We start from the raw sequence: 17450 nt of genomic DNA on the forward strand, positions 1-17450 counted from the left end.
AAACTCCTTAACTTATATTTGTTCATCAATCTTCAACAAGGTTTTAAACAAAATTTCACAGCCTTTTTCAATATCATCCCAATCTGTCCATTCACTTGGACAATGGCTTTTGCCTTTTTCACTGGGTACAAATATCATACCGACCGGTGCTTTTTTTGCTATGGCATTGGCATCATGACCTGCACCACTGTGTATTGTTTTATATTTAATATTATTATCTTTACATACTTTATCAATAATAGATATAATGTCTTTATCGCATTGACATGATTTTTTTGAAATTATTTTTTCAAATGTAAATTTTGCACTATCAATGCTATCGGCTATAGCTTTTATTCTCTCTATCGTATCATCAATAACATTTTGGTCCATATGCCTTAACTCTAAGATAGCCTCTGCCTTTCCGGGTATAACATTTGCCATATTCGGATAAATATTTACAACCCCAAATGTCCCCACAAGAATATCGTCAACATTTGATATATAATCATCAGATTGTACTGCAAGCTTAGCTAAAGCTTGAAATGCATCTTTTCTGCCCTTCATCATCGTTGTACCGGCATGATTGCTCTCACCTAATGCGGTTATTTTATATCTTGTAATTCCTACAATACCGCTTACTATACCGATGGGTATATTATTTTCATATAGAATATTTCCCTGTTCTATATGAAACTCTATAAAGCATTTAATCCTATCCGTATCAATAGTGCTGTTTTTTATATCATCTATGGATAGATTGTATTTACCTAGCTTTTCAACCAGTCCTTTCTTATCCAAATCTATTAAACCCATCATTGCCCTGCTTCCGAAGGTACCTCCCATTTCTCCTCCTTCTTCCGCATTAAAGCCTACTATTTCTATAGTGTGATTCAGCTTAATATTGTTTTCTTTAATATAGTATGCAAACTCTAAACCTGCAACAGCGCCCATATTGCCATCGAATATCCCGCCATTTACAACGGTATCCAAATGAGATCCGGTCATTATTATCTTTTCCGATTTTTTACCTTTTTTTCTCCCGATTACATTGCCAACTTTATCAATATGTACCTCAAGCCCTGCATCTTCCAGCAATTCTTTGAACAAATCAGCCGCTTTATAGTATTCATCGGTAAAACCGAGCCTTGTTATTCCGCCATACATAGTTCTCCCAATGCTGCCCAGCTTAAGGATATTGTTCTTTAATCTATCAGTGTTCAATTTCACAGCTTCCATCTCCTCATATTGCTTGGGAACAAATTACTTAGATAAGCTCTTAAATCTTCTTACCTTGCTTGTACTTAAGCCGGCCTTTACCAATCCTACTGCAATAATTAAAGCGCATGTTACACCGTCCAAAACCGGTACATGCAGTATTTCCTGCATCCTGCCTGCTACATGTCCCATTCCCGCACATCCTAACACTATCACTTCACTCATATCTTCATCTATAGCTTTTTTAGCGGCTAATATTAAATTGTCCTGATCCTGCCAGTTAAAGCCTTCCCCGTTATTTGCAACGGCAAAGGAAGCAAGGCTACTTATCAGCCCATATTTACGTACCAAAAGTTCCTTATTGGGAATTCCTTTATCCGATGCCATAATTATTGAAAACTTGTGTCCCAACATTGATGCTATCTTAAGTGAAGCTTCTCCAACTCCTACTACCGGTTTATCACACAGCTCTTTTAAAAGATCTAAATTGGGATCACTATGACATGCTATAACAAAGGCATCATAATATTTTTCTTTTTCTTCTATTATCTTTTTCAGCCCCGGCATTGTTTCAGCTATATCGTTATATGTAGTCACGAATGCCGGAGCAGTTTCATTTGTTATACAATCGACTTCATATTCACCTTTAGCAAAATTTCTGGCATTTCTTTCAATGACTTTTGTCATCTCTTCATCGCTGTTTGGATTGATAATTAAAATTTTCATTTGCTATGCTCCTTTCCTTAAGGACATCATTATTGATAAGGTTTTATTAATTGTCCGTATCCTGCCATAGAATCTTTAACTACACCATCTTCCATTACAGTATTGCCTCTTAATATAACTTTTTCTATATATCCTTGGACTTTTCTTTCATTGAATAATTCAGCAACATCTCTTCCTTTTGTATACATCTTATTTTTATCTATTGTGTATGACTTAGTCATATCCACAATCATAAAGTCCGCATCCAATCCGGGCTTAATAAATCCTTTTTTATGGTCAAGTTTGAATATTTTAGCCGGGTTTTCACATATAAGCTCAACCATTTTAGCTAAAGTCATCTTTCCCTTATTTACCGCATCCAGCATTAAAGGCACTCTGGTTTCCAATCCGGGGAATCCTGCCGGAGCTTTAAAGATATTGTCATAGCCGGGCATCTTTTCTTCAATTATATATGGACCATGATCACTGCCTATGATATCAACTGTACCATCATTTATATAATCCCAAATCTTGTCAACATCATCTTTTTTTCTAATTGGTGGGTTGCATTTTGCCATTGGTCCCAAATCGATACATTCCTCTTCTGATGTGAAAATATATTGCGGACAAGTCTCTACTATGACCTTTATCCCTTGTTCTTTAGCTGTTTTTAATATTTTCATTGCCTCGGATGTGGTAATATGACAAATCAAAATTCTTGTATCTGCAGCTTTTGCCAATACCAACAGTTTTATAATACATTCAATTTCGGCTACTATAGGTCTTGATTCATAATGAGCTTTAGTATCGACTCGGCCGCTGTCAGTAAGCTCTTTAGTTATTCCTTTGATTATGTCATCATTCTCAGCATGAAAAGCCATCATCATATCATATTTATGAGCTTCTTCCATAGCTTTCAGCAGATTATAATCATCACTTATGGTCAATCCTTTAAATTCACGTTCTCTTCCTTTCATAGGCTCCTGCAAAAATGTTTTAAAGGATACAATTCCATGCTCCTTCATGTCTTTTACATTGCCTATGCTTTCAGTGCCTAATGCTCCATAGAATCCGCAATCCACCACCATCTGCGGTTTTGCAATATTGATTCTGTTTTCCAAAATTTCACTATTGTATGGAGGCGGAACTGAAATCGGATGTTCCAGAACCGTAGTTACCCCCCCATTGGCAGCTGCCATAGTTCCCGTTAGGAAGGTTTCCCTCTCTTCACTGCCCGGTTCTCTGATATGAACGTGTGTATCAATTGAGCCCGGAAGTACAATTTTGCCTGTACAATCCAATATCTCCCCATCAAATGGTTCAAATCTATCACCTTCAAGTATTTCTTCAATAATTCCGTCATTAACAACAATACTTGCCTTTTTCAATTGCCCGTCTGCAAAGACATCTGCATTCACAATCTTTAATTTTCTTTTCATAACACATCTCCTATAAATATTTAACCCTTAATCTTTATTATTCAGTGTAATTCTTTACTTGTTCTTTTCCCTCTAAAATCTTCATCCCGCCGTAACATAAAGCTTCCATTTCCATATCTCCAGGTAATACTTTTATTTCGGCTAAAAATGATATGTGTTTTTTAAGTTTTTCTACTAATTGACAAGATTTAGCTAAGGAACCGGTTAAAACTATAAAATCCAGCTTTCCATCTACGACAGGTGCTAATGAAACTATGGATTTACTTAATTGATATATCATAGCATCATAAATAAGCAATGCATATTTATCTCCGGAATCAATTCTATCCTCTATTTCAACTACATCATTGGTGCCCAGATAAGATACTAAACCACCATTTCCTCTCATAATCTTATGAACAGCTGCCGCACTATCGTATTCCTTTCCAAAACACAAATCTACCAATTGTCTGGAATGTATGCCCCCGGCTCTGTCGGGAGAGAATGTACCTTCTCCATCGCCAACTACATCTATTATCTTACCTTTGCTGTGAAGAGATATAGTTATTCCTCCGCCTAAATGAGCGGCGATAATATTCAGCTTTTCATAATCCTTATTTAGCTCCTTACAAATCTTTCTGCATACATACCTTGTGTTTAAAGTATGCACCAAACTAACCCTCTCGATTTCCTTCATCCCTGAAATCTTGGCTATGTCTGTAAGTTCACAAGTCGACGGTGAATCATATACATAAGACTTTACTCCGGCTAAATCAGCAATATATCTGGCAATAACAGGTCCCAATATTCCAGCATGTTGCACAAACGGTTTATCCCTTAATCTACTAACCATTATATCATTTATTTCATAAGCTCCGCCTTCTGTCGGGAAGGTAGAGCCGCCTCTTGACATGACAATATCAAGGTCCTTATACTTAATGTTTTTATCTTCTAAAAACTTCATTACCGATTCTTTTCTCATGTCCAATTGAGCTGAAACATTTTTAAATTTATTTATTTCTTCTATGCTATAGGAAATATTGCTTCGTAAAACTTCATTATAATTGTGGAAAATTGATACTTTTGTAGAAGTTGATCCGCAATTAATTATTAATAACGTCTTTTGTTCTTTCATCATCATCCCCCGCTGAAATTATTGCCCCAATTATCATGGAATATAATTTATTTTCTATTGATGAAGCTCTTGATGTTAATCCTATGGGCTTCTTGGTGCCTACTATAAATCCTGCAAATTTTGAATTTGGAGTATAATTAAAGCTCTTACCTAATAAATTCCCTGAAACTAAATCGGGAGTTATGAGAATATCTGCATCGCCTTTAATCAACCCATCATATTTCTTAATCTCGGCAGATTTTTTATCGATAGATAAATCCAAAGATATAGGACCTTCTATAATACACTTATTTAATTCTCCGCTTTGGTTTAATTTCTTAATATAGTCAGCATCAATTGTATCCTGCATTTTATTATTGACTTTTTCTATAGCTGATAATATTGAGATCTTAGGAAGCTCATAACCCAGCTTGTTAAAAAAATCGCGGCTATTCTTAACTATATCAATTTTTCCATTTAAATCAGGCTTTATATTCACACTGGTATCGCTTAACCCTATTATCTTTTCATAGTATGGTAATTCTATTAGGGATATGTGAGATATAAGATTTGATACCATAAAATCCTTTTTTCTTTTTAAAATAGCTTTTAGTACATCTGAAGTATCAACTAGGCCTTTCATCATAAAGCTATCTTTATGCTTATATAATTCTTCACAACTAATGTTGCTTTTTTCTTCATTTGTCTCTGCATCAATTATGGTCATACTTGGAAAATTAATATTGTTTTTTTCAATGATTTCAACTATCTTATCTTTATTGCCAACTAAAATTGGTTCAATATACCCAAGTGAGGATGCTTTTTTAGTAGCTTTTAACAGTTTTTCTTCCTCAGCGCCAACTATAATTATTTTTTGTGTATTTATTTTTCCTGCTTTCTCAATAATCTCATTTAAATTTCTAAACATATATTTCTACTCCCCTTGCCCTAATCCCTTTTCAAAAGCATTAAGGTTAGTTTCTAAATATTGTTTTTTACTTGACATGCTTTCTTTAATTATTTCTTTAACTACATCTTCCCCAACAAATTTAGTAAAACCTGTAAATGCCCCTAACATAACCATATTTGAAGCTAATCTGTTTCCTGCTTCAGCAGCAATATCATCTGATTTTACCCTGACTTGATTAATTCCTTCCAGAACCTCTGATTTGTGTATTTGAGATTCATTTATTATTAAAGTACCACCGGATACTACGCTATTTTTAAATTTATCATACGAAGGCTCATTCATTACAATGATGTAATCTGCCTTATTTACTATAGGCGTACCAATTTCTTCATCAGAAATAACTACAGTACAATTACAAGTTCCTCCTCTTTGTTCACCGCCATAGGATGGAAAGAAGGTAGCATTTTTACCTGCTGAATCTGCTGCTAGGCATACTAATTTACCCAATGTTAATACCCCTTGTCCACCAAATCCTGCCATAATAATATTTATATACATTACTCCTCTACCTCCGTTTTATCTCTATATACTCCCAGTGGAAAATATTTGCTTGTAACATTGCTTACATGATCTAGGGTATCTTTAGGATTCATTTTCCAATTTGTAGGACAGTTTGAAAGCAATTCTACAAATGAATATCCCTTATTATTTATTTGATTAGTAAATGCCTTTTTTATGCCCTTTTTAGCATCATTAATATTTCTGGGACTGTTTAATGCAAATCTTGCTACATATGCCGGAGCCTCCAGTTGTGATATAAGTTCAGCCATTCTAATCGGATATCCTTCTGTGCTGGCATTTCTACCATAAATTGTGGTTGTACTCTTTTGTCCAATTAGAGTTGTTGGAGCCATTTGTCCTCCGGTCATTCCGTATATGCAATTGTTTATAAAAATTACTGTAATATTTTCTCCTCTGTTTGCTGCATGTAAAGTTTCCGCAATACCTATAGACGCTAGATCTCCGTCACCTTGATAACACATTACAACCCTGTCTTTAGCCATTCTCTTATATCCGGTTGCCACAGCTGCAGCTCTTCCGTGAGCGGCACCTATTAAATCAAAATTAAAATATAATTGAGAGAGATTTGCACAACCTACAGCTATAACTCCTACCATCTCTCTCCTAATAGCTAATTCGTCAACTGCCTCCCCAATTATCCTGTTAGCTATACCATGCATACAACCCGGGCAATATTTATGGCCATTTTCACGTAAGGATAAAGGTTTTGTATATAATGTCTTCATTATTTAAGTCCCTCCTTGACCTCTAGTACCTTATTCAAAATTTCTTCAGGAGAAATAACTACTCCCCCTGAGCGTCCAAAGGTATCTATCTCAATTTGACCTTTTACACCAAGTTCAACATCTTCAATCATTTGACTTGGTATTGTCATTTCAACAATTAGTATTTTCCTCACTATGCTCTTATCCAATTTTTCAAATGCCTTATATGGGAAAGGATTTAGGGTTATAGGCCTTAACATTCCTATCTTTATTCCTTGTTTTCTGGCTTCTTTAATTACTGTTTTACATATTCTTGCGGATGTACCATATGAAGCTATTACAATTTCAGCATCCTCCAGCATATACTCTTCATATTGAACATCATTTTCTTCCCATCTCCTAAACATCTTTGCCATTTCAATATTATCTCGTTCAAGGTCTTCCCCACTCCAGCACATAGGGATTATTTCTTTAAGTTCTTCATTTTCAGTTCCGCTTAATGCCCAGTCCGGTGCTTTGATTTCTTTAAAATCAGGAAGTTCTACTGATTCCATCATTATGCCGACAACGCCATCTGCTAAGACCATTACCGGATTTCTATCTCTATAAGCATAATCAAAGGACTTGTATGTAAGGTCTACTGCCTCTTGTACAGTAGAAGGCGCAAATACTATCATTTTAAAACCGCCATGCCCTGAAGCTTTAGTAGCAAATAGATAATCAGATTGTGCCGGTAAGATACCTCCTAATCCCGGACCGCATCTTCCCACGTTTATTATTACTGCCGGTAATTTAGCCTGAGCTAAATATGACATTCCTTCTGCTTTTAAAGATATTCCCGTTGATGAAGATGAAGTCATGCTCGGTTTTCCTGAGCTGGCAGCTCCATATACCATATTTATTGCCGAAACCTCACTTTCAGCTTGTACAAAATCTCCACCTACTTCTCTTAATCTCCATGATAAATATTCAGGTATTTCATTTTGCGGGGTTATAGGATAACCTGCAAAGAACTTACATCCGGCTCTTACAGCTGCTTCTGCTATTGCCTCATTACCCTTCATAAATTTTCTCTCCATGATTTCAAAACCTCTCTTATAAAATAATTTATTTTACACTGACAGTAATTGCTGCTTCCGGACACATAGTGTAACATATACCACATGCCGTGCATTTTTCAGGCTCAATTTGTACTGCATAATTATAGCCTGTTGAATTAGTCTCCGAGGACTTAACCATTATCTTTTTTGGACACTTTATCATACAAAATTCACAGCCCTTGCATTTTTCATTATCAACAGTAACAATATTCATTTTACCCCTCCTAAGCTTGTACTTGTTTATATCCCATCTTTTGGGATAATTTATATATTCTATTTAAAACCCGGTCTTTGATACTAATTATAACTTCATCATTGAACCTAAAATTAGGTCCGGCTATGCTTACGCTGCCAATAACGCTTCCTGCTGCACCAAAAATAGGAACAGCAAAAGCCGTAACTCCTGCATCAACCTCACTTGTTGTTAAGCAATACCCGTTTTCCCTTATGGTTTTAAATTCATCTTTAAGGATGTTTAAATCATCCCGGTAATTAAATAAATTTTGTTGAATAGCAAAACACCTTTCCAATTCACTTTCACTTAAATGGGCTGCAATAACCTTGCCTGATGCTCCTTTTAGCATCGGTATATTTCTCCCAATTTCCGATACGATTTTTAAATCATTACTACTTTCAATTTTATCTATGCAAGTAGCTTTGTAATTGTTATATCTTATCAAAATAACTGTTTCATTAGTTAATGTCTGCAGCTCATTCAAAATTTTTATTGCTTCTGCCTTAAGAAGATCATTCTCATGTCTTATATTCCCAAGCCTAATAATTTCACTTCCCAGAATATATTTTCCTTCTGCATTTACATCTACAAAACCGCAATTATTCAAATTAGTCAGAATTCTAAAAACAGTGCTCTTGTTCAATGACAACATTTCAGCAAATTCAAGTAAACCTATTTCCGTTCTGTTTTCATTGAAACATTTAAGTATATTTAATGCCCTCTCAATTGATCTTATATTATATTGCTCTTCCATATTCCCTCCTAAGTTTCATCTAGTAAAACCTTGGTTTCAAATAATATTGTAATATTCCTGTCCTCTATTGTCAATAGGCTTATTACATTCAAAAAACCGCGGAATATTGATATTCCGCGGTTTAATTATTTATTTTATATTGAACAAGGACTATAACCGCAATCTTGGCATTCAGCACAGCCGCCGGAGTGGTTTAACTTCCCTCCGCACATTGGGCATGTATCCGGGTCTTCCTTCAACTGTTCCGCTGCTAATTGGTCAATTTCTCTCTGCAATTCATCAATTTTGTCAAGTCTACTGGTCTTATCCTTATTGGTAATGAGTATCCCACTTCTTGCACATCCGTCACGATAGATCGTTATACCCTTCAAGCCCTTCTCCCAAGCATAAATATACAAATCCTCTACTTCTTCAATTGTAAATTCATTTGGTACATTTACTGTCGAAGAAATACTTGCATCTATATATTGCTGCCATGTTGATTGTACTTCAATTCTATCTTTGTAATTTAAATTTGTAGTCGTCACTATGAATTCAGGCAAATCTTCTTCCCTATATATTGCGTTTAAGTCCATATATTCCTTTACAATTGGAGTAAATACCTTATAATAGGTGTCCTCATGGTGCAAAGATTCCGACTTTCTGGTATAACTTACTTGAAATATCGGCTCTACACCATTGCTGCAGCCGATAAGGGTTGAAATGCTCCCTGTAGGAGGAATAGTTAACAATTGGCTGTTTCTAAGTCCATATTCCTTAATCAATTCCAACACATCGCTGTCTGCATTTGATAACAAAAATGGAGAATTTAAGATCGCATCAGCGTTATATCTTGGGAATGGTCCATCTTTTTTTGCAAGCATTGCAGATTGCCTTAATGCTTCATTTATCATTGTTCTTCCAATTTGATGAATAATATTTATTGACTCGCTGCTCCCATATTTTATGCCAAGCTTTATAAACATATCTGCAAGTCCCATTATTCCCAGACCTATCTGTCTTAAATCATAAGACATCTGCCTTTGTTCAGGTATAGGATGCATTTTCATATTTTCATCAAGGACTTCATTTAAAAACATAATACCATTTCTGACCATTTCCGAGAACTTTTCAAATTCAAATCTGGCATACTTTGTAAATGGATTTTTAACAAACTCGCTTAAATTGATTGAGGCTAAATTGCAACTGCCAAAGGCAGGTAATGTTTCTTCTGCACATGGATTGACCCCTGCAAATTCAAAACTCTTATCTTCACTCATTAAATGCCATGAATTGATTTTATCTGTATAAAGTATCCCGGGCTCCGCCATATCCCAATTGTTTTTTGCAAGTTTTCTAAATAAATCTTTAGCCCTGATTTTTTTGCTTATCTCTTCGCCGGTCGCTTCAACTTTAAAATATAATTCATATTCCTCATCATTTTTTACTGCTTCCATAAACTTATCATCTATATTAACAGAAATATTGGCATAAGTTATCTTTGATAAGTCGTTTTTAACATCTATAAAGTCCCCTATATCCGGATGATTGACATCCATATTGAGCATCAAAGCACCACGTCTGCCTCTCATTCCGATAAGTCCTGTTACCAAGGAATATAAATCCATAAATGATACGGCTCCTGTAGTTGTACTCGCTGCATTGTTGACCCTAGCTCCCCTTGGTCTTAGCTTTGATAGGGTTAGACCGCAGCCACCACCGTAAGAGTATGTCCTTGCAAGATATTTTGCAGTATCAAATATTGATTCGATATTATCTTCAACTTTTGGCATCACATAACAATTATGAACTACCAATCCATTAACCGTATAGCTGTTTGAGTTTTCCACTGATAAATTGTAGACCTTAGTTTTTACATTTTCAATTATTTCAGTATACTCAACCCTCGTATATACTTCTCCATCCATTGATAAATACTTAGTAGATCCTTTCAAATCATTATTCAATATATGATTTACTCTATTATCGCTATATGACTTTTCCATTAACCCTATGAGTTTCTCCTTAGAGAAAGGTGTGGAAATATGGAGTTTATAAGCTGTATATATTCTGGTTTCATTGGATAAAGATTGTTTGATCTTCTGCGGTTTTCTTACAATAACACCATTTAGCATCAATGTTTCCCTAATATCATATAATAGCTTTTCATTATTCATTACCAATTTTATAGCGCCTGTTTTTAATATACAGCCGTCTGAATCCAATATCCCAAGCACTAAATCCAAACTTCCGATTAACTCCTTTGGTATCCTCTTATTACTTCCGTTAGTTCCAAAATACTTAGCAACAAATTCAGCTAAAAATGGATTCTCAATCCTTAATATGAGAGTGTTTTGTTCAATATTTTCAGTAACCAGAGGCTCATATTTTAAGTTCTCTATAATTATATTTCTGCATCTATCAAATGCTTCTCTTTCATTATTTGAATTAAAAACTATCTGAAAGATACTATGATTTCTCTTTCCTCGTCTTCTGGTTATACTTCCATCACCAATCCATCTTCCAAATAAATATTGCATTTCTTTATTCATATTAATAGTATTATAAATCGGATTGCCAAACTTGATGCCATGTGCATCATTGCCACCAATAAAACGTGTCCCCAAAACAACCATATTGTTCTCATCTACTTCTACAAACTCGTTTTCAAGTGGGTCTATATAATCTGAAAGTTTTATAGTATATTCCTCTACTTCATACCTTAGTGTAGGTGTCTTTATAAAATGGCTATTATTATAGTACTTTCTGTCCATTAATTTCCCGACCAATCTGTCAGCACGAACCCACCCGGAAGAAGTAAAAAATCTATGATTTGGGGTACAAATTATGCTATCATACATATATTCCGTTTTTATTTTATATAAATCCCCGTCATAATCTCTGGACATTACATTATTTACTAACTGCCATGTATTATCGTGTGTTATAACGTAATCTCCTACTTTGACATCTTCAATATTTATTAATCCTCTTTTTGTTATTACTTTGCTTCCAGCTACAAAGCAATTACTAAGTGTAATCTTCTTGCCTAATTTGTCAAGTCCTCTACCTGCCAGTATCCTTCCTGCAGGCATAAATTTTTTGTCCTTTATTGCTTTTTTAATAGGATTGTTGACTCCGCTTACTCTTTCCAAAAAATCTTCAAAGGTTTCTGCATCATATCTATATTTCTTTTCATAGATATCTCTTTGAAGGTCGGTCATATTCCAACCTTGTTCCCTTAGCCTTGCTCTTTCTTCTCTATAAATAATATATTTTCTGGCAACCTCAGGTCTGGTTTTCATTAGCTGTATTTCCACAAAGTCTTGAATTTGCTCTATATTGACAACACCCAAGTCTGTAAATTCATCTAATGCTTCCAATGCAATTTGTTTTACTAAAGCTTCATCTACACCATTTTCAGTCTCCTTCATTGCCTTGGAAACAGCTATTTCAATTTTTCCCTTCTCGAAATCAACGACTTTCCCATTTCTTTTTTCTACTTTTAACACGACTGCACCACCATCCGTTAATATGATTACACACTAAAACACTATATATTGTATATTTTTTTATACCCAATACTATATATATACAATCTATCATATTTTAATTTTATTTTCAAGTTGAATTATGTAATATTTTGTTGAAAAATAATGTCACCAAAGCATTTATGAGCCTTAGTGACATATTTTAAATTACATTCCCAGTGTCTTTAATTAAAAAAATCCTCTGTGATTTATAGTCAATAAATATATTAGCTAAAGGAGGTTTTTGTATCATAAATTAGCAAAGGAGTTTTTCTGAATGATGTCTCACTGCTGTAATAGTCTTTTCTACCAGACTGTCTATAGTAAACTTATCCATCTTGCGCATAAATGTCTTTATAATATTGCCTAAAGGTTCTATCCATGATTTAGATATACCTTCTAGTCCTATTATGATAGCCAAAGCATTCAAGATCGGTCCAGCGTTACAATCTACATCTTCTCCCTCCATTGCAATTATATATGCGGTTTCATCAAAATCTCCGTTACCAAACCACAATGCTACAATCTCAGCAGCTGCATTTGGATAAGCATGAATCCAATGATATTCTTTTAACCTTTCCTGACATAATCCCCAAGCTTCTTCCCAGTCTTTGCTCGACTTACATATATTTAGAGTATTTCTTACTACTTCATAATATTGACTTTTGTATGGCATTAAATACACTGTCTTCTCCACTACTTTTCTTATATCGCTTTCAGTAAAACATAAAGATACTAATATGGCATTAAACATTCCACCAATCATTCCATTGTTAGAATGAGATATTACACTATCATATACTGCTAATTTAGCAGCTAATCTAGGATTGCCCGGAGCTACCATACCATGAATAGCCGTTCTCATCTGTGATCCTATCCAATCTGAAAAATAGTTGTTTTGTATTCCACTTTGCGGTGGCATTAAACCCCTTCTCAAATTACATAAAGCTGTCTCCTCCGCAGAATACCCATCTGTTATAAAGGCTAACCATTTATATGCAATATCCTCAGAGGTAATACTATAACCCTTTTCAACGAATGTTTCCAAAAATGCCAATTCATAGGTTATATCGTCATTATAGGTTTCAGGTTTTCGCAGGTATTCTCTTACTTCGCCAAAAATCTTACGAATATTATCTGTATTATAACCTTCAATTTGTGTACCCAATGCACCGCCAATCAATTGTGCTACCCAACCAGCCTTAATCTTATCTGCAAAATCATCGGAATAAACATTGTAGCTTTCGCAATCGGGAAAATCTACTTCTCCTTCAATATCCTCCCAAGTTTGATAATGTTTATATTTCCAATAAGATGAATTCTTATTTCTAGGAGCATTGTTCAACAAATAATATATTCTTGCAGTTATTTGTTGCAATAGAACTGGATCCTTTTTTTTTGCGGCTTTTAATCCTATATCTATTAGTTCTTCAGCCTCGGATACATCATATCCCCTATTATCCATACTTTGTATAGCAGCTACAACTAGGTGACATGGTGCCAAAGACCCTGGAACAAAACTTTCCCAATCCTTATAAAGTCTTTCATCTGATAGATTCCCGTTTTCAAGATATTCCATCCAATTATTTTCCTTTTCTTCAGTATCTAAGGAAGGAAAAGCAGTTTTTTTCCAATTATATTCCCGCTCCCAAGCTTTCATTTCCATTCCTCCTTTTATTTATTTTTTTATTTAGAAATCTTCTTCTCTGTTCTAGAATAGGAATAGATTGCTATAGCAATAATAGTAACAACATAAGGTATAGTTTGAATCAATTGTACAGGTAAATTTAACATTTGTAATCTTATAGCAAGAGAATCAGCTGCCCCAAACAATAAAGAGGATAACAATACTCCAATAGGGGTACCACGACCCATAGATTCAGCTGCCATTCCTATAAACCCCCTACCGGCTACCATTTCCTTTGAAAAGAAAGAAACATAACCCATGGACATAAATGACCCACCTAATCCAGCCAAAGCTCCCGCTATTATAAGTGCTATATATTTATATTTATAAACTTTTATGCCAATTGATTTAGCTGCATCAGGGTTCTCCCCAACCGAACGAATTCTCAATCCTGTGGGTGTCTTATATATAAATAATGCCAGCACTACAGTCAATAATAACCCCAAATATGTTATAAAATTATGTCCAGACAGAATGCTGCCAAGTATTGGCATATCCTTTAATAAAGGAATATGAATATTTGGTAAAGTAGGACTCATCAAACTCTGTGTTGACCCCTTTTCACCTGTTACATAATATATAATGAAAATAGTCAGTCCACTAGCCAAGGTATTAAGTGCAATACCTGCAAGTACAGGTTCGCTCTTAAGGGAAAGTGTAACATAACCAAACAAGCACGCTAGAAGCGAACCAACTATTACAGCCGTTAGCATCCCCAGAAATGGATTCTGCGTATAATGACTCCCTAAAACTCCAGCCAATGAGCACATAAGCATTATTCCTTCAGTTCCTATGGAGTCTATTCCGCCTTTGGTAAAAATCATACATGCCAATGCTGCGAAAAGTATCGGTGTCATCACTCTTATTGTCGTAAATAAGAAATCTGTAGAGAATATTAAATCCAGTACATTATTCATCTTCTAACACCCCCGTTGCATCTAGCTCTTTAGCCTCTTTAATTATTAGCCGTTGACGATATCCTTTTAATATAGCCTGTGCCGAAATAAGTACTATGACTACCGCTTGAATAATCTTAATAATTTCAAATGGTATATCTGTACTTCTTGACATAATATCTGCTCCTGTACGCAAATACGCTAAAAACAGTGCGGATAGAGGAACATATTCTGCCTTGTAACGTGCTACTATAGCTATTAGAACACCATCCCAGCCATATCCCGGTAACCCAGAATATTGAAATCTTTTATACATTCCAAATAGTTCTATAGCGCCACCGAGCCCTGCAATCATACCACCAATCAATTGTGACCCAAGAATAACCATCCCCGTATTTAATCCAGAATATCTAGCCATAGTTTTGTTTTTCCCTACTAAAGTGACTTTATATCCAAATGAAGTCTTATTAAGTAACAACCATGATAATATAACCATTACCATAGCAACTATAATGCCAGTATTAATCCTAGTTCCCGGTATTATCTTCTTTAAAAGCATACTCTCAGGAAACAAATATGAATAATTTGCATTCATACTTGGGTCATAAAAATAAGTAGTAATTATAAACAACCCAATATATAAACATACATAGTTTAGCATCAAAGATGTAACCAGCTCATTGGCATTGCATTTAACCTTTAGCATGGCAGGTATTGATGTAACCAATCCGCCAGCTAATGCTGCAAAAAGCATAGCTACAATGATATTAATAACTGGAGGTAAATCAAATAACAATGCACCAGCAGTGGCAGCAACACTACCTATGAAGAATGCACCTTCCATAGATAAATTAAATAGACCAGCTCTATAAAGCATAGTTACCGAAAGTCCCGTAAATATTATAGGAACCATGGCTTCAATTACATTACCTATGCGCCTAATTGATTTTAAAGGTCCAAATAGAAAATCTGAAATAGCAGACAAAGGTTGATCGCTTACCAGTAATATAATTGAAAATACAATCAATATAGATGTAGTAATGGCTACGATTGTACGAAGAATTTCTACTAAAGCTAATTTATTCTTTTTCAAACTTGCCCACCCTCTCTTCTAGACTTTGTCTCTTTATTCCTAACATATAAAGCCCTAATTCATATTCTGTAGTATTTTTACCATCCTCAAAAAAAGCAGCTACCTCACCATCTGCCATTACCAGTATACTGTCACTTAGCTCCATTATTTCATTCAAATCAGCTGAAATTAATATAATGCCTCGCCCTTTATCTCTCAAATCAATAATTTTTTTCCATATGAATTCATTAGCACCCACATCAATTCCTCTAGTAGGTTGATTTGCAATTAAAAGATTCGGATCTGATGAAAATTCACGTGCTACTACTACCTTTTGCGTATTTCCGCCGGAAAGCATAGCCACTTGCTGATCTTCATTTCTACACAATATCTTAAACTCTCTAATCAATTCCCTTGCATAACCCTTGATTTTTTTTATATTTAATAACCCCTTGTTCTTTAGAGATTTATTATCAATACTATCGGAAACAAGATTTTCCCATATGCTTACATCTTTGGTTACTCCTATTGTCATTCTATCTTCTGGAATATAGGAAATGCCCAAATTTCTAATATCACGGATACTCTTATCTAATAAGCTGATATCTCTAAAAGTTATTTTCCCATTGATATTATTGTTAAAACCAAATATGCTTTCTGCAATCTCATTTTGCCCATTTCCTTCTACGCCAGCTATCCCTAAAATTTGTCCTTTTCGAACATTAAAACTCACATCCTTTAAGAGCTGTTTCCCATATTTATTTTTATAATTCAAATTTTCCACTCTTAAAAGAACTTCCCCAAAACTTGCAGGTTTTTTATCAACATCTAATACCACATCACGTCCTACCATAAATCTAGAAATTTCCTCTTCAGTAGAATTCTCAACAGGAATTACCCCTATTGATCTACCCCCACGCAATACCGTAATCCTATCACATATCTGCCTTACTTCTCTTATCTTGTGGGATATAAAGATAATAGTATGACCGTTATCTTTCAATAATATTAGTTGCTCAAACAATTCCTCTGTCTCTTGTGGCGTGAGAACTGCAGTAGGTTCATCCAGAATTAAAAGCTTTGCTCCTCTAATTAGAACCTTTAAGATTTCAACTTTTTGTTTTAATCCAACAGAAATATCTGATACTTTCGCCATTGGGTCAACATTTAAGTTGTACTTTTTAGCCGTATCAGCAACTAATTTAATTGCAGACTGAGTATCAGTAAATACACCTTTTCTGGGTTCCATCCCCAATATTACATTTTCATAAACTTTTAAAGAATCAACTAACATGAAATGTTGATGCACCATACCGATTCCTATGTTTATCATATCTGAAGGGTTCACAGCTTCTATCCTTTTGCCCTCAAAATATATATCCCCGCTGTTTTTTCCCTCAATCCCAAATAAAATTTTCATCAAGGTGCTTTTCCCTGCGCCATTTTCTCCCATTAGTGCATGTATTTCACCTTTATTCACAGATAATGTAACATCCTTATTCGCAATTACACCATTTGAATAAATTTTGGTAATATTTTTCATTTTCAAAATTTCATTACTCATAGC

General features: G+C 34.8%; 15 protein-coding genes. All 15 read right to left on the bottom strand.

The features are described 5' to 3' along the window. Positions 1 to 12: 12 nt before the first annotated feature. The 15 genes from H8707_RS12095 to H8707_RS12165 all read right to left on the bottom strand — a co-directional run bounded on the left by H8707_RS12095 (position 13) and on the right by H8707_RS12165 (position 17447). Positions 13 to 1209 (bottom strand): M20 family metallo-hydrolase, encoded by a 1197-nt coding sequence (locus tag H8707_RS12095; RefSeq protein ID WP_262430396.1) that lies wholly within the window; start codon positions 1207 to 1209, stop codon positions 13 to 15. Positions 1210 to 1242: 33 nt separating this feature from the next. Further along, positions 1243 to 1923, bottom strand: a complete 681-nt coding sequence (locus H8707_RS12100; protein ID WP_262430397.1) for an aspartate/glutamate racemase family protein — start codon at positions 1921 to 1923, stop codon at positions 1243 to 1245. Between the two features lie 29 nt (positions 1924 to 1952). After that, positions 1953 to 3341, bottom strand: a complete 1389-nt coding sequence (gene allB / locus H8707_RS12105; protein WP_262430398.1) for an allantoinase AllB — start codon at positions 3339 to 3341, stop codon at positions 1953 to 1955. 37 nt (positions 3342 to 3378) lie between these two features. After that, a complete protein-coding gene (buk, locus tag H8707_RS12110) occupies positions 3379 to 4455 on the bottom strand; it encodes a butyrate kinase (protein ID WP_262430399.1) in 1077 nt (358 codons plus the stop codon). Then, complete coding sequence (locus H8707_RS12115) at positions 4424 to 5362, bottom strand: phosphate acyltransferase (RefSeq protein ID WP_262430400.1); 939 nt, start codon at positions 5360 to 5362, stop codon at positions 4424 to 4426. The genes buk and H8707_RS12115 overlap by 32 nt, the downstream gene beginning before the upstream one ends. Before the next feature lie 6 nt (positions 5363 to 5368). Continuing rightward, positions 5369 to 5902, bottom strand: a complete 534-nt coding sequence (locus H8707_RS12120; protein ID WP_262430401.1) for a 2-oxoacid:acceptor oxidoreductase family protein — start codon at positions 5900 to 5902, stop codon at positions 5369 to 5371. Then, the gene (locus H8707_RS12125) at positions 5902 to 6651 is read right to left on the bottom strand and encodes a thiamine pyrophosphate-dependent enzyme (RefSeq protein ID WP_262430402.1); all 750 of its coding nucleotides are present in this window, start codon (positions 6649 to 6651) and stop codon (positions 5902 to 5904) included. The genes H8707_RS12120 and H8707_RS12125 overlap by 1 nt, the downstream gene beginning before the upstream one ends. Then, the gene (gene vorB / locus H8707_RS12130) at positions 6651 to 7709 is read right to left on the bottom strand and encodes a 3-methyl-2-oxobutanoate dehydrogenase subunit VorB (protein WP_262430403.1); all 1059 of its coding nucleotides are present in this window, start codon (positions 7707 to 7709) and stop codon (positions 6651 to 6653) included. Before vorB ends, H8707_RS12125 begins: the two co-directional genes overlap by 1 nt. Positions 7710 to 7737: 28 nt before the next feature. Next, positions 7738 to 7944 carry a 4Fe-4S dicluster domain-containing protein gene (locus tag H8707_RS12135; protein ID WP_262430404.1) on the bottom strand — a complete coding sequence of 69 codons (207 nt, stop codon included), beginning with the start codon at positions 7942 to 7944 and terminating at the stop codon, positions 7738 to 7740. 10 nt (positions 7945 to 7954) lie between these two features. Beyond that, a complete protein-coding gene (locus H8707_RS12140; RefSeq protein WP_262430405.1) occupies positions 7955 to 8719 on the bottom strand; it encodes an IclR family transcriptional regulator in 765 nt (254 codons plus the stop codon). Positions 8720 to 8853: 134 nt separating this feature from the next. Then, entirely contained in the window at positions 8854 to 12210 is a 3357-nt protein-coding gene (locus H8707_RS12145; RefSeq protein ID WP_262430406.1) for an adenosylcobalamin-dependent ribonucleoside-diphosphate reductase, read from the bottom strand. A 274-nt stretch (positions 12211 to 12484) separates the two neighbouring features. Continuing rightward, positions 12485 to 13888, bottom strand: a complete 1404-nt coding sequence (locus H8707_RS12150; RefSeq protein ID WP_262430407.1) for an ADP-ribosylglycohydrolase family protein — start codon at positions 13886 to 13888, stop codon at positions 12485 to 12487. Positions 13889 to 13914: 26 nt separating this feature from the next. Further along, complete coding sequence (locus tag H8707_RS12155; protein ID WP_262430408.1) at positions 13915 to 14832, bottom strand: ABC transporter permease; 918 nt, start codon at positions 14830 to 14832, stop codon at positions 13915 to 13917. Then, the gene (locus H8707_RS12160; protein ID WP_262430409.1) at positions 14825 to 15904 is read right to left on the bottom strand and encodes an ABC transporter permease; all 1080 of its coding nucleotides are present in this window, start codon (positions 15902 to 15904) and stop codon (positions 14825 to 14827) included. The genes H8707_RS12155 and H8707_RS12160 overlap by 8 nt, the downstream gene beginning before the upstream one ends. Further along, entirely contained in the window at positions 15891 to 17447 is a 1557-nt protein-coding gene (locus H8707_RS12165; protein WP_262430410.1) for an ABC transporter ATP-binding protein, read from the bottom strand. The genes H8707_RS12160 and H8707_RS12165 overlap by 14 nt, the downstream gene beginning before the upstream one ends. Between the last annotated feature and the right edge of the window lie 3 nt (positions 17448 to 17450).

The sequence above is a fragment of the Paratissierella segnis genome (assembly GCF_014385195.1).
Taxonomy (GTDB): Bacteria; Bacillota; Clostridia; order Tissierellales; family Tissierellaceae; genus Paratissierella; species Paratissierella segnis.